General features: G+C 60.6%; 13 protein-coding genes, 1 tRNA gene and 1 pseudogene. 13 read left to right on the forward strand and 2 right to left on the reverse strand.

The window, feature by feature from the left end:
- Positions 1-26 precede the first annotated feature (26 nt).
- From ACLV8F_RS19605 to ACLV8F_RS19630, 6 genes and pseudogenes are all read left to right on the forward strand, one after another.
- Positions 27-114: transfer RNA gene (locus tag ACLV8F_RS19605), tRNA-Ser, on the forward strand.
- 557 nt (positions 115-671) lie between these two features.
- Positions 672-2,387: a ShlB/FhaC/HecB family hemolysin secretion/activation protein gene (locus tag ACLV8F_RS19610; RefSeq protein ID WP_411885908.1), complete on the forward strand. Its 1,716-nt coding sequence runs from the start codon at positions 672-674 to the stop codon at positions 2,385-2,387.
- Between the two features lie 13 nt (positions 2,388-2,400).
- Complete coding sequence (locus ACLV8F_RS19615; protein ID WP_411885881.1) at positions 2,401-10,887, forward strand: hemagglutinin repeat-containing protein; 8,487 nt, start codon at positions 2,401-2,403, stop codon at positions 10,885-10,887.
- A complete protein-coding gene (locus ACLV8F_RS19620; RefSeq protein WP_411885882.1) occupies positions 10,877-11,107 on the forward strand; it encodes a hypothetical protein in 231 nt (76 codons plus the stop codon). Before ACLV8F_RS19615 ends, ACLV8F_RS19620 begins: the two co-directional genes overlap by 11 nt.
- Positions 11,100-11,591 carry an HD domain-containing protein gene (locus ACLV8F_RS19625; RefSeq protein ID WP_411885883.1) on the forward strand — a complete coding sequence of 164 codons (492 nt, stop codon included), beginning with the start codon at positions 11,100-11,102 and terminating at the stop codon, positions 11,589-11,591. The genes ACLV8F_RS19620 and ACLV8F_RS19625 overlap by 8 nt, the downstream gene beginning before the upstream one ends.
- Positions 11,592-11,806: 215 nt before the next feature.
- Positions 11,807-12,064, forward strand: a pseudogene (locus tag ACLV8F_RS19630) (IS21 family transposase); the annotation flags it as partial.
- Positions 12,065-12,085: 21 nt separating this feature from the next.
- Here ACLV8F_RS19630 and ACLV8F_RS19635 read toward each other — a convergent pair.
- Positions 12,086-12,370, reverse strand: coding sequence for a GNAT family N-acetyltransferase (locus tag ACLV8F_RS19635; RefSeq protein ID WP_411885884.1), 285 nt, complete (start codon positions 12,368-12,370; stop codon positions 12,086-12,088).
- Positions 12,371-12,539: 169 nt separating this feature from the next.
- On the opposite strand from ACLV8F_RS19635, the gene ACLV8F_RS19640 reads away from it, so the two are divergent.
- Together ACLV8F_RS19640 and ACLV8F_RS19645 are read left to right on the forward strand one after the other, a co-directional pair.
- The gene (locus ACLV8F_RS19640) at positions 12,540-12,890 is read left to right on the forward strand and encodes a hypothetical protein (RefSeq protein ID WP_411885885.1); all 351 of its coding nucleotides are present in this window, start codon (positions 12,540-12,542) and stop codon (positions 12,888-12,890) included.
- Between the two features lie 224 nt (positions 12,891-13,114).
- Positions 13,115-13,330, forward strand: coding sequence for a hypothetical protein (locus ACLV8F_RS19645; protein ID WP_411885886.1), 216 nt, complete (start codon positions 13,115-13,117; stop codon positions 13,328-13,330).
- Between the two features lie 30 nt (positions 13,331-13,360).
- Here ACLV8F_RS19645 and ACLV8F_RS19650 read toward each other — a convergent pair whose 3' ends face one another.
- Positions 13,361-13,693: a helix-turn-helix domain-containing protein gene (locus ACLV8F_RS19650; protein ID WP_411885887.1), complete on the reverse strand. Its 333-nt coding sequence runs from the start codon at positions 13,691-13,693 to the stop codon at positions 13,361-13,363.
- A gap of 143 nt (positions 13,694-13,836) precedes the next feature.
- Here ACLV8F_RS19650 and ACLV8F_RS19655 point away from each other — a divergent pair, with 143 nt between their 5' ends.
- From ACLV8F_RS19655 to tssE, 5 genes are all read left to right on the forward strand, one after another.
- On the forward strand, positions 13,837-14,688 hold the full coding sequence (locus tag ACLV8F_RS19655) for an XRE family transcriptional regulator (RefSeq protein ID WP_411885888.1): 852 nt from the start codon (positions 13,837-13,839) through the stop codon (positions 14,686-14,688).
- Positions 14,689-15,107: 419 nt separating this feature from the next.
- Positions 15,108-15,602, forward strand: a complete 495-nt coding sequence (gene tssB / locus ACLV8F_RS19660; RefSeq protein WP_411881773.1) for a type VI secretion system contractile sheath small subunit — start codon at positions 15,108-15,110, stop codon at positions 15,600-15,602.
- 23 nt (positions 15,603-15,625) lie between these two features.
- Positions 15,626-17,113: a type VI secretion system contractile sheath large subunit gene (gene tssC, locus ACLV8F_RS19665; protein WP_411885889.1), complete on the forward strand. Its 1,488-nt coding sequence runs from the start codon at positions 15,626-15,628 to the stop codon at positions 17,111-17,113.
- A 260-nt stretch (positions 17,114-17,373) separates the two neighbouring features.
- Positions 17,374-17,859 carry an Hcp family type VI secretion system effector gene (locus ACLV8F_RS19670; protein ID WP_411881775.1) on the forward strand — a complete coding sequence of 162 codons (486 nt, stop codon included), beginning with the start codon at positions 17,374-17,376 and terminating at the stop codon, positions 17,857-17,859.
- A 42-nt stretch (positions 17,860-17,901) separates the two neighbouring features.
- A complete protein-coding gene (gene tssE, locus ACLV8F_RS19675) occupies positions 17,902-18,315 on the forward strand; it encodes a type VI secretion system baseplate subunit TssE (protein WP_411881776.1) in 414 nt (137 codons plus the stop codon).
- The last annotated feature ends 3 nt before the right edge of the window (positions 18,316-18,318 follow it).

Raw genomic sequence — 18,318 nt, forward strand, 5'->3', positions numbered from 1 at the left:
GATAGAATATCGGCTCCACACACACTGGAGAGGTGGCAGAGTGGCCGAATGTACCTGACTCGAAATCAGGCGTACCGCAAGGTACCGTGGGTTCGAATCCCACCCTCTCCGCCAAAATTGCATCCAGAGAAATCCAGGTTGATCTGAGATGCCTTGAAAGCCCCGCTAGCCGGGGCTTTTTCGTTTCAGCCGTCCAGCTGGTCTTTTGACATCGGGGCACTTTGGGGAACGGCGAGGGGAATTCCCCCTGACCCACTTATGGAGTGAACCCCTCAGGTTGGACCACCGGGTTCATCAGAACCAAGCCGCCTCCTGAGCGAGTTGCAATTCAACACACAGAGCTCCGTAAAAGTCCAGGAACGCTGCGAATGAAAACCGCGCGGGCCTGGTATGTGTGGCATTTGTGCAAACCCGATCGGACAAAACCCGGCATTTAGTCACGGTCTTGGCAATTATTTGTCGCCAACCCTGTCAGCATTGACAGGGGGCGCCACTGCCAAGGGCAGTTCCCCATGCGACCATCCCCCACAATAAATTTAGCCTTCGTCTGAAAAGGCGAATTCCAAAAAGTATCAAGGGAGGCGTGATTGGCCAAGCCACACGATGACTGGGGTGTATCACCCGGGGCGGTGCAAGCACGCACCTCAAAATCTGCAAAACCAACATCAAGCCTGCACACGCTGTGTGCCGGCTTGGCCACGGCCGTCATAACCTGCACCGTTTTTGCCCAACCCGCGCCACAAACCAGCGCTGAGCAAGAGCAGCGCCGCGCCCAGGAGCGTGAATCAAAAATTCGCGAGCAGCAGGAGCGCGGCCCGGATGTGCGCATACCGGCGCCAAGCAGTGCTGCTTCCCAGCGATTGCCGGAAGGCGAGTCTCCCTGCTTTCGGATCAATCTCGTCCAATTGCGCACGCTTTCTCCAGGCGACGCAGATCGCTTTGCCTGGCTAAGCCAGACGCTGGCAGGCGGTGCGAACGATGATTCGCCCCGGGACAAATGCCTGGGCGCCAAAGGCATCGACGTGGTCCTCACGCGTGCTCAGGATGCCCTTGTGGCCAGAGGTTTTATCACCAGCCGTGCCCTTGCCGAGCCGCAAGACCTGAGTTCGGGCACCCTGGTACTGACCGTGTTGCCCGGGCGTATTCATGCGATCCGGTTTGCCGAACCCGGCAACCCGCGTGCGACCGCCTGGAACGCTGTGCCGGCCCAGCCCGGAGACATCCTGAATTTGCGCGATATTGAGCAGGCCCTGGAAAACTTCAAGCGCGTGCCCACCGCGGAGGCCGATATCAAGATTGAACCAGCCGCGGGGGAGGGCGTTGGTCCCGACCAAAGCGATTTGGTGATCACGTACAAGCAAGGGCTGCCCTTCCGGCTGTCCCTGTCCGCCGACGACAGTGGTACGAAAGCCACCGGCAAGTACCAGGGAAGCGCCACCTTCAGCTATGACAACTGGTGGACGGTGAATGACCTGTTCTATGTCGCGTTGAACCGGGACCTGGGCGGTGGAGATGCCGGTTCTCGGGGAACGTATGGCGGCGCGGTGCATTACAGCGTGCCTTTCGGCTACTGGCTGCTGGGCCTTACCGCCAGCAGGAATCGCTATTACCAAAGCGTGGCCGGTGCCAATCAGGACTATGTCTATAGCGGCACCAGCGACAACGCCGAGGTCAAGCTGTCGCGCCTGGTCTACCGTGATGCCAGCCGCAAGACAACCGCCAGCCTCAAGGCATGGCAGCGCAAGTCAAATAACTTTATTGACGACACCGAGATCGAAGTGCAACGCCGCGTCGTCGGCGGCTGGGAATTCGGCGTCGGCCACAAAGAATTCATCGGTGACGCCACGCTGGAAGGCAGCCTGGCCTACAAGCGCGGCACGGGTGCATTCGGCTCTCTTCCAGCGCCTGAAGAAGCGTTCGGCGAAGGAACTTCACGCTTTGCGCTGGTCACGGCCGATGCCAATTTGAGCTGGCCGTTCAAGATCGCCGAGCAAAAACTGCGCTACACCGCGACCTGGCGCTTCCAGCGCAACCGCACGCCGCTGACGCCGCAGGACCGCTTTGCCATTGGCGGGCGCTATACCGTGCGTGGCTTTGACGGCGAAAGCAGCCTTTCGGCCGAGCGCGGCTGGCTGATCCGCAATGAACTGAGCACAGCGCTGGGCGAGTCCGGCCAGGAGCTCTACGTCGGCCTGGACCACGGTGAAGTGGGCGGCCCCAGCAGCGAGTTTCTCGCAGGCAAGCATTTGACAGGCGCGGTGCTCGGTCTGCGCGGCGTGCTCAAGGGATTGCAGTACGACATCTTTGTTGGCAGGCCACTGAAGAAACCCGAGGCCTTCCAGACCGCCGACGCTACCGTCGGAATCAGCCTGAATTACAGCTTCTAAATCAGAGTCCACGATGAACAAGAACCTGCACCGCATCGTTTTCAATGCCAAGCGAGGGCAATTGATGGCCGTCGCCGAAACAGCCAGCGCTCAGGGCAAGACCGCCAGCGGCGAAACCCGGTGTGGCGGTTTGGCGGACGGCCTGATGGTCGCGCTGCATCCTGTGCGTTTTGCCGTGCTGGCTGCACTCGGCATGGTGTTGACCGTATCTCCGCTGGCCCACGCGCAAATCGTGGCCGACCCCAATGCACTGGCAAACCAGCGGCCCACGGTGCTCAACGCCGCCAATGGCGTGCCGCAAGTCAACATTCAGACGCCCAGCGCCGCCGGCGTTAGCCGTAACGTCTACAACCAGTTCGATGTACAGCGCAACGGTGCTGTCCTGAACAACAGCCGCACCAATGTTCAGACGCAGCTCGGCGGGTTTGTGCAGGGCAATCCTTGGCTGGCCACTGGCAGCGCCAGGGTGATCCTCAACGAAGTCAATTCCGTCAATCCCAGCCAGCTGAGGGGTTACGTTGAAGTGGCCGGCCAACGCGCCGAAGTCATCATCGCCAACCCGGCCGGCATCAATATTGACGGCGGCGGTTTCCTGAACGCCAACCGTGTCACGCTGACCACCGGAACTCCGGTGATCAATGGTGGCAGCCTGGATGCCTATCGGGTGCAGGGTGGAGTGATCACGATCAACGGCGCCGGTCTTGACACAAGTACAGCCGACTACACCGGCATCATGGCGCGCGCCGTGCAGGTCAACTCAGGCATCTGGGCCAAAGAGCTCAAAGTCACCACGGGCGCCAACCAGATCGACGCTGCCCAAACCGGCGCCACGCCGATTGCCGGCACCGGAGCAGCGCCGACTTTTGCATTGGACGTCGCCCAGCTGGGCGGTATGTATGCGGGCAAGATATTTCTGGTGGGCACGGAAGCCGGTGTCGGCATCAACAACTCCGGCGTCATCGGCGCAACGGCCGGCGATGTGGCACTTCAGTCCAATGGCTGGCTGTCCAACCGGGGCAGCATCCAGGCCAACGGCAACACCCAGATCAGCACGGCCGGCCCCATCAGCAACAGCGGCGCCGGCGCCGTCATCAGCGCCCAGGGCAATGCCAGCATCACGACGGGTGCGGGTTTGACCAACGAAGCGGGGGCCATGATGGTGGCCACCGGCACCCTGGCCGCCAACGCTGCGGGGGCGATCCAGAACACCCAAAGCACGCTGGCCGCCAATGGCGGGGTGACGATCAATGCCGCCAGCCTGTCCAACGCATCCGGCACGATCGCTTCGGTGGCGGCCGACCTGTCCGTCACGACCACCGGTGCGACGGGCAACACCGTCGCCGGTGGGGCAGCCCAGGGCGCGCGCATGAGCGCCGCTGGCACCGTCAGCCTGAGCAACACGGGACTGAGCAACACCGGCAGCAGCATCACCGGCGGCGCGATCAACATCGACACCCACCAGCAGGCCTTCAACAACACCGGTGGCACTGTCTCCGCCAGCACCACCGCCACGATCAACAGCGGTGCGCTGGCCAATACCGCCGGCCTGATCCAGTCCACCGGCGCATTGGCGATCAATACCCACGGCCAGACGCTGAGCAACACAAATGCTGCGGCTTACAGCGGTGGGGCGGGCGGTATCACGTCCCAGGGTGCCGTGAGCCTCGTCACCGGCGACCTGGACAATGCGGCGGGCTCCATCGGCGCCAAGGGCGCGTTGACCGCCAGCACCGCCAACTTCGGCAACGCCGGCGGGCAGATCGTCAGCGAGGCGGCGGCCGACTTCACCACCACCGGTTTCAACAACAGCGGCGGCCAGCTACAGGCTGCGGGCAATGTCTCGATAGCCGCGGGGCCGGGCAGCATCAACAACACCGGCGGCCTGGTCCGCAGCGGCGAGACCGTCACTCTCGCGGCCGGCAGCGTCGTCAACAGCAACACCTCGGGTGTTGACCGGGGCCTGGAGGGAAAGAACCTCAGCATCACGGCCGCTTCGGTTGCCAACGATTCGGGCGCGATGCGCACCAGCGCCAATGCCACCGTCACCAGCTCCGGCAGCCTCAACAACAACGCGGGCCTGATCAGCGCGGGCAACACGGCCACATTGCAAGACACGGCCGCCGTCAAGACGCTGGCCATCACCAACGCCGGCGGCACCGTCATTGCGGGCACCTCGCTGGCGGCCAATGCCGCCAGCCTGGGTGGCAACGGCAGCTTGCTGTCGCAGCAGGATTTGTCCCTCACGCTGACCGGCGATTTCAGCAACACCGGCCAGGTCATCGCCAACCGCGACCTCAGTATCGTGACGACCGGAAACATCAGCAACAGGCCGACTGCCGGCGATCTGACCAGCGGAAAACTGCAGGCCGGGCGCAGCCTGACCCTGTCGGCCGGCAACATCGACAACGCGTACGAAGCGGTGATCAGCGCGACCAACACCACGGTCACCGCCGCCAACAGCGTGACCAACCGCGGCCTGATCGACGGGCAGGAAACCCGCATCAACGCCGCCACGCTGGCCAACATCGGCACCGGCGCCATTTACGGCAAGCATCTTGCTATTGCCGCCACCACCATCAACAACAGCAGCGAAACCGTGAACGGCACGCGCGCCGATGCGGTCATTGCCGCCAGGGAGCGGCTCGACATCGGCACGCAGACACTCAACAACGGCGAAGGCGCGTTGATTTTCAGCGGCGGCTCAGCAGCCGATGCGCTCAATATCAGCGGCGGCCTGGATGCCGGCGGCCATGCCACCGGCCAGGCCGGCGTTGTCAACAACAGCGGCGGCACCATCGAGTCCCTGGGCGGCTTGAGCATCATGGCCGGCCAGATCAACAACACCAACCCCAATTTCGCGTACACCGTGCAGACCGGCAGCGCCAGCAGCGGCAGCGGCAGGGAGTACATCACGGCGCAAGGCAATTACTCGCCGAACGACGTGGGTTGGGTGGTCAGTGCCGAGACGTACAAGACGGGTATTGGCGGCGGCTACGCCTACTGGGACACGACGGGCCTGCAGCAAATCTATGGCGGCCCCGGACGCTGGGCGTCGGAAACCAGCGAACCACCACCTTACACCGGGCACCTCAACACCGATGGCAAGGGCCGCCTGTTGCTCAAGGGCGCGCCATATTCGGACCTCAAATATCAAAAGTACTTCCTCGGCCCCAGCGCCTACGTGCCTGCACACAACCTGCTGACAGGCGCCCGTGAAAGCCTGCTGTCGACCCCTGTCGCGGCATTTTTCGGCTATGACGCCAGCAGCCCGGTGTGGGATGATTTCGGGGTTGCCCGGCCGCAGGCCACATCTGATGTGGACCCCACGCCCTGGATCGCACTGCAGGCGCAGATCGATGCGATGCGCATGACCGTCGTCGCCAACGCTGTCGCCGTCGAGGGCTTTCGCGACTACACCTCGTCGCCGCAGACGCCCGTCGTCACCCAAAGCGCCCCAGGCCGCATCCTGAGTGCCGGCGCCATGACGCTGCACGCGGCGACTTCACTCGTCAACGACCAGAGCCAGATCGTCGCCGGCGGTGCGCTCAACATCACCGGCCAGGCCGTGGACAACCGCGGCCGCACCATCAGCGTCAATGCACAGCGCAACGGAACCGCCTACTTCTGGAGCAATTACAACGAAGGCTGCGGCGGTTTCGACGGCTGCGACTACAACTACAACGCCTATCGCGACGGCCCCTATACGCAAGATGTTCCGCAAACGGTGGTGCTGAACCTTTTCCGCAAGGAAGACATGACGTCCCCCGCCAGCCTGGGTCTGGCTACAGGGACTGAGGTCCACAACGCCGCCGGCACCAGCGTTGGCACCAACACCAACACGCCGGGTGCGCTCAGTGCGGCCGGCGTGCGCACCGTGCCCGTCAACATCCGGGTTCCCACCACCAGCCTGTTCCGCCTCAATCCCAATCCGGCCGGCGGCTTCCTCATAGAGACAGACCCGCGCTTTGCCAACTACCGCAACTGGCTGGGCTCCGACTACATGCTCGCCCAGCTCAGCCTGGACCCGAGCGTCACCCAGAAGCGCTTGGGCGACGGCTTTTATGAGCAGCGCCTGGTCAACGAGCAGGTGGCGCAGCTGACCGGCCAGCGCTTCCTGGGCAACTACAGCAGCGACGAAGACCAGTACAAAGCCCTGATGGATGCCGGCATCACTTACGCCCAGCAATACCAGTTGCGCCCCGGCATTGCCCTCACCGCCGCGCAAATGGCCCAGCTGACCAGCGATATCGTGTGGCTGGTTGAACAGGAAGTGACGCTGGCCGACGGCAGCAAGACCCGCGCCCTCGTGCCCCAGGTCTATGTGCACGTCAAGGACGGCGACCTCGCGCCCAATGGCGCCTTGCTGGCCGGCAAGAGCGTCAACATCAACCTCGCTGGCGACATGACCAACACCGGCAGCGTGGCCGGCAGAACCGTCGTCAACCTCACGGCCGAGAACGTGCAGAACCTGGGCGGGCGCATCACAGGCGACGCCATCACCGTGGCCGCGCGCAACGACCTGAACAACATAGGCGGGCAAATCATCGCCGCCAGCAGCCTCAATGCCAGCGCCGGGCGCGACCTCAACATCGTCACCACCACCAGCAGCGCCAGCAACCAGACCGGCACCACCAGCGCCAACAGCTTTAGCATGACGGGGATAGACCGCGTGGCGGGCCTTTACGTCACCGGCGGCCCTCTCGCCACAGGCACGCTGGTGGCCAGCGCCGGGCGCGACGTCAGCATCATTGCCGGCGTCATCTCCAACAACGCCACCGGCGGCAGCACCGTCATCAGTGCCGGCAACAACATCAACCTGGGCACCGTCGCAACGGGCAGCAGCAGCTTGCAGTCCCGCGGCGAAGACCATTTCCTCAAGGACAGTCAGACGGCAGACGTCGGCAGCCAGCTCCAGACCGCCGGCAACCTCAGCCTGATTGCCGGCAACGACCTGAATGCCAAGGCCGCCAACGTCCAGGCTGGCGGCGACCTCACCGCCAGCGCAGGCAATAACGTCAACATCACCGAAGGCCGGCAGACCAACAGCTTCGGCTTTGCGTTGACCACCGCCGAGAGTGACCTTTTCAGCTCCAGCAGCACCACGGAACGCCGCGGCAGCGAGCAAAACAACGCCGTCGGCTCCAGCCTCGGCGGCAGCACCGTCACCGTGGTGGCCGGCAAGGACATCAACGTCAAGGGCTCCAACATCATCAGCGACACCGGTACCACCCTGGCGGCCGGCAACAACCTCACCATCGAGGCCGCGCAGAACACCGGCAGCGCCAGCTCTTTCTACGAAACGAAGGAGTCCGGTTTGTTGGACGGCGAAGGCGCGGGCATCACCGTCGGTACACGCGAGCAATCCACCGACCAGAAAAACCAGTACACCACCGCCGCGGCCAGCACGGTGGGCAGCATTGCCGGCAACGTCACCCTGGTGGCCAATGAGTCTTACAAGCAAATCGGCAGCGACGTCATGGCCCCGGGTGGCGACATCACAATCCTGGCGAAGAAGGTCGATATTGTTGAGGCCCGGGAAACGAGCCGCAGCGAGACTGAGCAAAAATTCAAACAGACCGGCCTGACGCTGGAAGTCACCTCTCCCGTCATCAGCGCGATGCAAACCATCGACAAGATGAGCGAAGCGGCCGGCGACACCAAAGACGCCCGCATGCAAGGCCTGGCCTTGGCCAACGCGGGCTTTGCAGGCAAGAACGCGTATGACGCCGTCAAGGCAGGGCAGGGCACCGACTTTGCCGACAAGAGCCACCAGGTCGTCAGCGAAGATGCCGCCGGCAACGTGACCAGCCGCGACGCCACCGCAGCCGAACAGGCCGGCGGCATCAACCTGGCCATCAGCATAGGCAGCAGCGAAAGCCAGAGCAACTCCCTGAGCCAAAGCAACACCGCACGGGGCAGCGCCGTCACGGCCGGCGGCACCATCACCATCGCCGCCACCGGCGCGGGCGCCGACAGCAACCTCACCATCCAGGGCAGCAACATAGAAGCCGGCCGCGCCGTGCAACTGCTGGCCGACAACCAGGTCAAGCTGCTCGCCGCGCAGAACACCGCCAGCGAAAAAAGCACCAACAGCAACAGCTCCGGCAGCATAGGCGTCAGCTTCGGCACCGACGGCCTGCTGCTCAACCTGAGCGCCAGCGGCGGCAAAGGCCGCGGCGACGGTGAAGAAAGCACCTACACCAACACCCAGGTCAAGGCCGGCGACCAGGTCAGCATCACCAGCGGCGGCGACACCACACTGCAAGGCGCCGTCGTCAAGGCCAACCAGGTCAAGGCCGATGTCGGCGGCAACCTCAACATCCAGAGCTTGCAGGACACCAGTACCTACACCAGCGAACAAAAGAGCATGGGCGGCTCACTCAGCGTGGGCTACGGCAAGATGAGCGGCAGCTTTAGTGCCTCAGAGAGCAGCATCGACAGCAACTTCAAAAGCGTCGGCGAGCAAAGCGGCATCAAGGCCGGCGACGGCGGCTTCCAGGTCAATGTGGGCGGCAATACCACGCTCACCGGCAGCGTGATCGCCAGCACTGACAAGGCCGTCACCAATGGCGCCAACAGCTTCAACACCGGCGGCACCCTGACCATCGCGGACATCCAGAACGTCGCCAGCTACGAAGCAAAGTCCGTCAGTATCAGCATGGGGACAAGCCAGCAACCGACCGGCAAGCTGGACATGAGCGGCCTAGGCATAGGCATCGGCAGCGACAAGGGCGATGCCAGCAGCATCAGCAGTGCGGGTATCAGCGGTATTGCGGGCAATACCGCTGTCAGAAGCACGGATGCGGAGACCGGGCTGCAGAAGATCTTTGATGCCGACAGGGTGCAGCGTGAGATCGCCGCGCAAACGCAGATAACTCAGTACTTCGGGCAGCAGGCGACCAAGGCTGTGGGTGACTATGCCCAGACCAAGCTCAACGAAGCCGCAGCACTCAGGGATCAGGCCAACAACGAACCCAATGAAGAGCGCAAGAACGCACTGAAAGCCCAAGCTACAGAACTCGAAAGCAACTGGGGCAACAGCGGTGTGCTGCGCGTGGCGTTGCATACGGTCATCGGCGGCCTGACCGGAGGTGTCGGCGGCGCGGCTGGCGCGGGGGTTGGAACACTGACCGCACCGATGGTCGCGCAGGCGCTTGCTGATGCGGGAGTGACGGGGCCTCTGGCCCAGACGTTGACGGCTATTGCCTCAACTGCGGTGGGTGTTGCTGCCGGTGGTACTGCAGGTGGCGCAGCTGCTGCGAATGAGGTCATAAATAACTATCTAAAACATTCAGAAGTTCTTCGTCTAAAGCGTGAGATTGAAGACTGTAAGAGTAGGAAATGTAGTGATGTCGATTACCAAAAGATATTGAATGCTTATATCAGTATCTCGGAGGCCAACAACGCATCACTCGCTGCTTGTACGACGCAAAGCTGTCTTGACGACCATATTCGTTGGATCGCTGAAGCCAAGCCGGCTGCGGATGACATTCTTCGATTTGTCGATGATGGCCAGCGAAACGCGGGAGTGCTGGCGGCGATGCAGCGTACGTCAAACCTAGTTGACACGCAGCAAAAAAGGATCATTACTTATCAGAAGCAAGCAGAGGAATTTGTTCAATACGCAAAGGTCAAATGTGCCGGTGCTCCGCTTGAGCAGTGCATAAAAAGCTACACCGATTTAAAGACCGGCACTATCCGGGCGCTCCAAGATGCCAAAGAGGATTCGATCGAGTTCTGGAAAAGTATGGCGGATGATCCCAATCAATCTGTTGCCAAGGCGTTCATTTCCGTAACAGGTACTACTCTTGCCAGTTTGATGCCATCTAATACGGCAGAGATCGCGTTGCTTATTGGTCCGGGCTTGCTCTCGAAAATTGGAGCAACTGCAGAAATGTCGGCAATCATCGACCTGAAAGCCTTCACTTCGATTTACAGTAAAGCACCGGCTGCGAAAATCGAGATTGACCTGCTGGCAGAAAAGATAGCCGCAGATGTCGGTGGTCAAGTTGCGAAGGCACCTATTAAGTCGGTGGATAGAGCCATCGAAAAAATAGTCGAAGATTACGCTGGCGACCCTTCAAAAATCAAAGATCTGGCGCGCAACACTATCATTGTGAAAGACGAAATGCTTTCGGCAGTTACTAGCAGGCTTGAGTCTTCAGGTGCAACGGTAAAGGTCATCAATAGTTCCACTGATCCCCTTGGCTATAGCGGGATCAATACAACCATAACTACGAAATCAGGCATTACGGCAGAAATTCAGGTTAACACCCCTGCAATGATCTATGCCAAAGAATCAGAAAGTGTTGCGCGAGCTTTGCTTGGAAATGACACATATAACTTGATATCTAAGCAAGCCGGGATTCCAGGAGGGCAGGGACATTTGCTGTATGACCAGTGGCGTGTTCTTCCTTCTGGCTCGGCCCAAGCCCAAAGCATTGCGGCGCAAAGTAAGGCTTACTACGACTTAATTAGGAGTGCTACCAATGGGCATTAATAAAGGCGAGCGCTTTAATCGGGAAGATATTTTTATTGATTACCCGTATGAAACTGTGATGTTTCGGTGGAATTTCAAGGAAAAGAAAATATACCGGAAGTTCTATGGCGAAGCTGAGTCGCTTGAATCAGTTCCCCATGAAAACAAGCTGTTTAATGAGTCTCTGCGTTTCGGAGAGGAAATTACAGCATCCGAATATTTGATGGGTAAACATGCTTGATGAAGCCAGAGCGTTTGCGGTCGCCGCACATGACACTCAGCGATACGGCGATCTACCTTATAGCTACCACCTTGATCAGGTTGCGGCGCTGCTTTTGCCGTTTGGAAGCACCGCACAGGTAATTGGATATCTTCATGATGTGGTTGAAGATACCGATATCAAACTCTCAGACATAGAACTTCGTTTTGGAAGTCTCGTTGCGCAATGCGTAGGCTTGCTGACGGATTCATCCGGCAGTAGTCGTGCAGAACGGAAGGCGAAGACCTATCAGAGATTGAGTGAGATCGCCGGTCCTGCTGAACTTGCACTCATTGTTAAGACTGCCGATCGACTGGCGAATGTTAGGGCCTGCATTGCAGATGGAAACCAGCGTTTGTTATCAATGTATCTTGCTGAGCATGTGAGCTTTAGGAATTCAGCTTATCGCGAAAATCTTTGCGAAAATTTATGGCTGGAGTTGGATGGCCTGTTGACGGCAACTTAGCCTGGTCGGGATCAAACTCAGGTTTATGCTGCGTCATGGCGAATATTTCCATTGGCGCGGCGGGCTCAAAAAGGACTTGAAGTGCAGTTTTTGAAGAATGGGCCAGATATTGTTGAATTCCGTCGAAATCTGACCCACTTAGCGCAGTAATTTCCATCCAAAACTGACCCACGTAGGCACTACCCTGCTTGTTTTAAAAGCAGGGGAATTTAGGAGTGATAGACGTGGCGACATTGAATGTCATCAGGCGTTGGGCATTGCGGGATCAGATGTCCATCCGCGAGATCACAAGGCGTACAGGCCTGGCTCGCAACACCTTGAAGAGGCACCTGCGATCAGAGGAGAGCGAGCCCAAGTACCCAAGGCGGGTCAGCTCCAGCAAGCTCGATCCCTACGCCGGGAAGCTGGCCACCTGGCTGGTCATCGAGGCAACAAAATCGCGGAAACAGCGGCGCATTTTGAGGCAGATCCACACATTGCAAAAGGTAGATGGCTCAGTTGTTCCCGGCTAACAAGTCTGCGTACTCGCTATGCCTTGCGATGTAGCCTTTGATGAATTCGCAAGCCGGGACAACCTTGAATCCCTGGGCGCGGCTCTCGTCGAGCACATGCCTTGCCAGGGCGGAACCCACCCCGGTACCTTTGAATTCGGGTTGCACCACCGTGTGCGTGAAGGTGATGACGGAACCGTCAAGTTCGTATTGGCAGGTGCCGGCGATGTGTCCGTCCTGGACCGCCTGGTAACGGTGTGCGGGCTGATCGTGTTTGAATTCGAGCATAAGTAGGGGATTGGGGTTTGCAGGCTGAAGTTTTACCCCAACCCAAAAAAAAGCCCGGACAAACCGGGCCTTGAAGCTGGCAAGGCCAGCGAGGGAGGGAGCGGCTCATGACAAGCCGCAAATCAATATAACTTCTCGATGTGGGGATGCGTGTAGGAGAATGCCCAAAATGCATCCCCTGATGGTCTCCAATCCGAACCAGGTCGTGGACGAGCTGATAGGCCGCATCACGGCCATCGTGATGCGCACCTATGAGGTGGAGCAACTCTTGCCGCGCGACAGCGGGGAGCAGCTCTCGCTGGCCGCGCATGAGCTGATCAGTGCGATTTCCATGGACACGGGGCATATCGATTTTTCGTGCGAGCTGACGCTGGAAACCCGCGAACGCTGCAGCTCGTTCCTGGTGAAGGTGCAGGGCCAGGCGGCCTATGAAAGCCCGGTGTGGCGCGTCAACGAGATTTACGACGTGGCGGTGGACCCGCTGGACCGCGGGACGACCGGCCTGGCACCCCTGCAATAAGGCCTGCCCGGCGCGGAAGGGCGCTTCAAAGGCGCCTTGCAGTGCCTAAATGGCCTTAAGTTCTCATTTTTATACACAAAAGAGCCGCTTTTGCCGGCAAACGGGCTGTTTTCTTACATCGTTTGCCTTGTGGCGGGGCCTATATTGGGTCCTTCGGCAAAACGGGGCCGCCGCTTTTGTGGCGCAGGCCTCAAGGGCGATCAAGGCCATCAAAGGAGAGCACGATGCTCGCACTGCTCAAGGTGAAGCTTCAGCCGTCAGGTGAATACATCCTCAAGGAAGCGGGTCAGGGCATGAGTTTCGACTCCACCATAGGCCCGCTCACGGATGCCGGCGAGTTTTACAAACTCGTGGCGCGCCGTATCGCCGAACTGGCGCGCGCGGGCAAACAGATCAAATACATAGACCACAACGACGGGCCGCTGGCGGACGCGGCCTGAGGGCCTGTTCCCCGGCCGGCGGACCTTGGGTCAGTGCGGTTTTTTGGGGGAGGCGCGCGGCCGCGTGGTTTTGGCGGGCGCCTGCGGCATGGTCACCGCGATCTTGCGGGTCTGCCTGAAGGCCAGGGCCCGGTCCTGGGGGTCGAGGTAGCGCGACGGCCACAGTGCTTCGGGGCTGGTGTCCAGGGCTTTGGCGACGAGCTGTTCGGCCGCGAGCCAGCGGCGGGTCAGCACGCGCTGGATGTGGCTGTAGCCATTCTCATGGGCGATTTTGCGCAGGCTGGTGCCGCGTTTGTGCAGGGCGGCGATGACGTCCGCAGGGTGCATATCTTCCTGGATTTTCTTGGTTTTATTTGTGCTCATGTCCACTATTTTGAGCTGCAAAACGGTGAAGTCAAGCCAGTTTATGCCCATGGTTATGAGCGTTACTCATATTTCTATGCGTATTTGGCAGGCCGAGGTGTATCGGTTTGCCTTTGTGTGTTCATTGACACAAAATAGTGTTCATGAGCACAAACCCCTCGGCGCCGCCGGCGCACGACAGCAACCAGCCGTATTCCCTGCCTTCGGTGTCGCCGGTGAAGGCCGACGAGCCGGTGGCCTGGTACCGTTTCCACGCCGCTGCGGCGGCCGACAAGGCGGAGGTGAAAACCGTGAGGACGGAGGCGCGCAGCGTCTTCATGCAGCAGTTCGGCCAGCGCTGCCGGGCGGCGCGCGGCAACCGCGAGATCCACGACGTGGCGGCCGCGGTCGGCGTGCACCGCAACACCATCTGGAACGTGGAGCGCGGTGACAGCCTGCCGGACGCGTTCGAGCTGGAAGTGCTGGCCCGTGAATACAACACCACGCCCGTGGAGTTGCTGGGCGGCGAGCCGCCGGGCGCGGTGCGGTCCGCGCTGGTGCCGCACGGCGTGCGGGCGGTGCAGATGGATGCGTTGATCTACGTGCCGCTGTTTGACCTGCGGGAGCAGGCGGAAGGCGCGGCCTTCACCGACACCGACTCGGTGCTGGCCATGCGGCCTTTTGACGCGCAGTTCATCCGCTACGACCTGGGCATCGCGCATGACGACCTGGCGATGTTCGGCGTGGTGGGCGCGTCCATGGAGCCGTGGCTGCATGCCAAGGATGCGGTGCTGGCGGATCTGCGGGACCGCGATGCGCTGACCGAGGGCGTGCACCTGATCCGGCTGGACGGCGCGCTGCTGATGAAAAAGCTGCAGCGGCTGCCGGGGAAAATCCTGCGGGTCAGCAGCTACAACCCGGCTTACGAGCCTTTCGACATCCAGGGCCATGAGTCGGCCGACCGCGACTTCGCTGTGCTGGGCCGGGTGCGCTGGGCCGGCGTGACCTTCAACTGACATCTTCTATATAGATGGGGCACCGCGCCTTGCCGCGGCAGCCGCGCTTTCAGCGCCGGCAATTATTTCCATCCCATTTCCGGCTCAGCCTAGGGTTGTTACCTATGACCTGTCGCGGTGTACGCGGGACACTGATGCCCCCCGCATGACAGTGTTACGTAACGTGCGCCAGTGCGTGTATGTCGTCGGCCTGTCGCACTGTCATGCGACAAACGGAGATAACGGATGCACCAAGCTGGAGAATTTTTGACCGATTTCTCCTCTGTCAATGGCTTGCGTCCGCCGCCTGTATTACGACTGAAACATGGCTACTTAAATAGAAAGATATCGAGTACTATCGTTTTCGACTTGTTACACGTTCTGGACGTTTCTTGACGTGTGGCCTCCCCCTCAACCTTCACCAAATCAAGGAAACCACCATGGCAACCGATGGGTCAGTAGCACCAAAAGAGCGTGTCAACATTGTTTATCGTCCCGCCACGGGAGATGCCAAGACGGAAGTTGAGCTGCCGCTCAAGCTGCTGGTCATGGGCGACTACACCTTGCGTGAAGACGACACGCCGCTGGAGGAAATGAAGCCGATCAACATCGACAAGGACAACTTCAACGACGTCCTGAAGGCGCAAAAGCTGTCGCTGAGCATGTCGGTGCCCAACAAGCTGGACCCGAAGGCCGACAAGGACGCGGTGCTGGCGATGAACATCGACTTCAACTCCATCAACGATTTCTCGCCCGACGCCATCGTCGACAAGGTGCCTGAACTCAAGCAGATGATCGAGCTGCGCGACGCGCTGAAGGCGCTCAAGGGGCCGCTGGGCAACATTCCCGACTTCCGCAAGAAAGTCCAGGAGCTGGTGCAGGACGAAGGCGTGCGCGCCCGGCTGATGGCCGAGCTCGGCGTCAAAGACAAATAAGAAACCGCACCCAAGGAAACATCATGGCTGAAACCAATAAACAAGCAGAAGCGGCGCCGGGCGCGGCGGAAGAGGCGGGCGGCTCGCTGCTCGACCAGCTGGTCAACACCGCGCGCATCAAGCAGGGCGACGACGCCTATTCCATCACCCGCCAGGGCATACAGGCCTTCGTCTCGCAGCTGCTGGAGCCCCAGCGCTCGGTCGAGCGCGTGACGCAGGCGACCGTCGACGACATGATCGCCGACCTGGACAAAAAGCTCTGCGCGCAGGTCGACTCCATCCTGCACCACCCCGACTACCAGAAGCTCGAATCGGCTTGGCGCTCGCTGAAGTTCCTGGTGGACCGCACCAACTTCCGCGAAAACGTCAAGATCCAGGTGCTCAGCGTGAGCAAGAGCAAGCTGCTCGACGACTTCCAGGACGCGGCCGACATCACCAAGTCGGGCCTCTACAAAAACCTCTACACGGCCGAATACGGCCAGTTCGGCGGCCAGCCTTTCGGCGCCATGATAGGCAACTACGAGTTCGGCCCCGGCGGCCAGGACATCAAGCTGCTGCAATACATGGCCAGCGTGGCGGCCATGGGCCATGCGCCCTTCATCGCCGCCACCGCGCCCGAGTTCTTCGGCGTCGAGTCCTATGAGCAACTGCCCAACCTCAAGGACCTGGCTTCGGTGTTCGAAGGCCCGCAGTTCGTCAAGTGGAACGCCTTCCGCGAGACGGAAGACGCGCGCTACGTGGGCCTGACCTTGCCGCACTTCCTGCTGCGCGTGCCCTACAGCGCCGACACGGTGCCGACCAAGAAGTTCAACTACAAGGAAGACGTCTCGGGCGGCAACAACAGCTTCCTGTGGGGCAATGCGGCCTTCGCCTTCGCCTCGCGCCTGACCGGCAGCTTCGCCGACTACCGCTGGTGCGCCAACGTCATCGGCCCCCAGGGCGGCGGCGCCGTCGAAGACCTGCCTGTGTACACCTATGAGTCCATGGGCGAGATGCAGAACAAGATCCCCGCCGAGGTGCTGATTTCCGAGCGCCGCGAGTTCGAACTCGCGGAGCAGGGCTTCATCGCCCTGACCATGCGCAAGAACAGCGACAACGCGGCCTTCTTCTCGGCCAACTCGGCGCAAAAGCCCAAGTTCTTCGGCAACAGCAAGGAAGGCAAGGAAGCCGAGCTCAACTACAAGCTCAGCACGCAACTGCCTTACATGTTCGTGGTGAGCCGCCTGGCCCACTACATCAAGGTGATCCAGCGTGAAAACATCGGCACCTGGAAAGAGCGCTCGGACCTCGAAAGCGAGTTGAACATGTGGATACGCCAGTACGTGGCGGACATGGACAACCCGGGCGAGGGCGTGCGCAGCCGCAGGCCCCTGCGGCAGGCTGAGATCACCGTGGCTGACGTCGAAGGCGATCCAGGCTGGTATCGCGTCGACCTCAAGGTTCGCCCGCACTTCAAGTACATGGGCGCTTCCTTCAGCCTGTCTCTCGTCGGCAAGCTCGAGAAGAAGTGACGCCCCGGCAGGCGGTTTCCCCGGGGAAACCGCCTGTATGTCGGCTGTAACTTTGGCGCCTGACTTCTGACATGGACCCGAAACAGGGGCCTTCCAGAATACAGGTCATGCACAGAGCAGATGTTCAAGGGATGTGCAGATCACCCGGGATGCCAGGGGGCGGGGTGATGAAGAGGTTGAGGCACCGCCGATGGATGTGGCGGTACCGAAACCGGATCTGAAACAGTTTTACGACAGTACCAACTTAAAAGGAATTCATCATGCCAATGCCATGCTACCTCATCGTCGAAGGCGAAAAACAGGGAAAAATCGAAGGCTCCGTCAAGGTCAAGGGCCACGAAGGCAAGATCCTCGTGCAAGCCGTGGACCACGTCATCGAGATCCCGAAGAGCCCGCAAACCGGCCTGCCTACCGGCAAGCGCGTGCACCAGCCCATGACGGTCACCAAGGAAATCGACAAGTCTTCGCCCAAGTTGTTCCAGGCCCTGACCTCCGGCGAACAGCTCAAGAGCGTGAGCCTGGAGTTCTACCGCATCTCGCCCAAGGGCACGGAAGAGAAGTACTACACCGTCAAGCTGTCCTCGGCCATCCTGACCAGCGCCAAGTCCTGGACGCCGAACTGCCTGGACCCCAACAACAAGCAGATGGGCCACATGGAAGACCTCTCGTTCACCTACGAGAAGATCACCTGGACCTTCGAGCCGGACGGCATCGAAGCCGAAGATTCCTGGCTCGCTCCGAAGTAATGCCGGGCAAGCGGCACGCAACGGCCACATGGTGAGGAACCGGTGAAGGAGCGGCGCCTGCTGGAAAGAATCGCGGCCTGGGAGGATGGTGAACAACGCACCAACCAGACGCAGGTCGACATTCTTATCCGGTCGGTGACGGACCACCTTCAGCGGCTTCTCAACACGCGGCAAGGCAGCGTGCAGCTGGATCCCCTCTTCGGCGTGCCCGACTTCACCAATATCGCCGGCGGCCTCACGGCCGGTTCCACCGGCGATATTGAAGAAGAGATTCGCCGCATGGTCATGAAATACGAACCGCGGATCAAGTCACCCAGGGTGGTGCTGAGCCGCGAATCGGCAGATGTGCTGTCCATCCGGTTCGCGCTGGAAGGCCGGCTGGAGGTGGACGACCGGGAGATCCCGCTCCAGCTCTCCACCACGGTTGGCGCAAGCGGCAAGGTCAACATCACCTGATTT

Source organism: Polaromonas sp. YR568, from assembly GCF_943369675.1.
GTDB lineage: Bacteria > Pseudomonadota > Gammaproteobacteria > Burkholderiales > Burkholderiaceae_C > Polaromonas.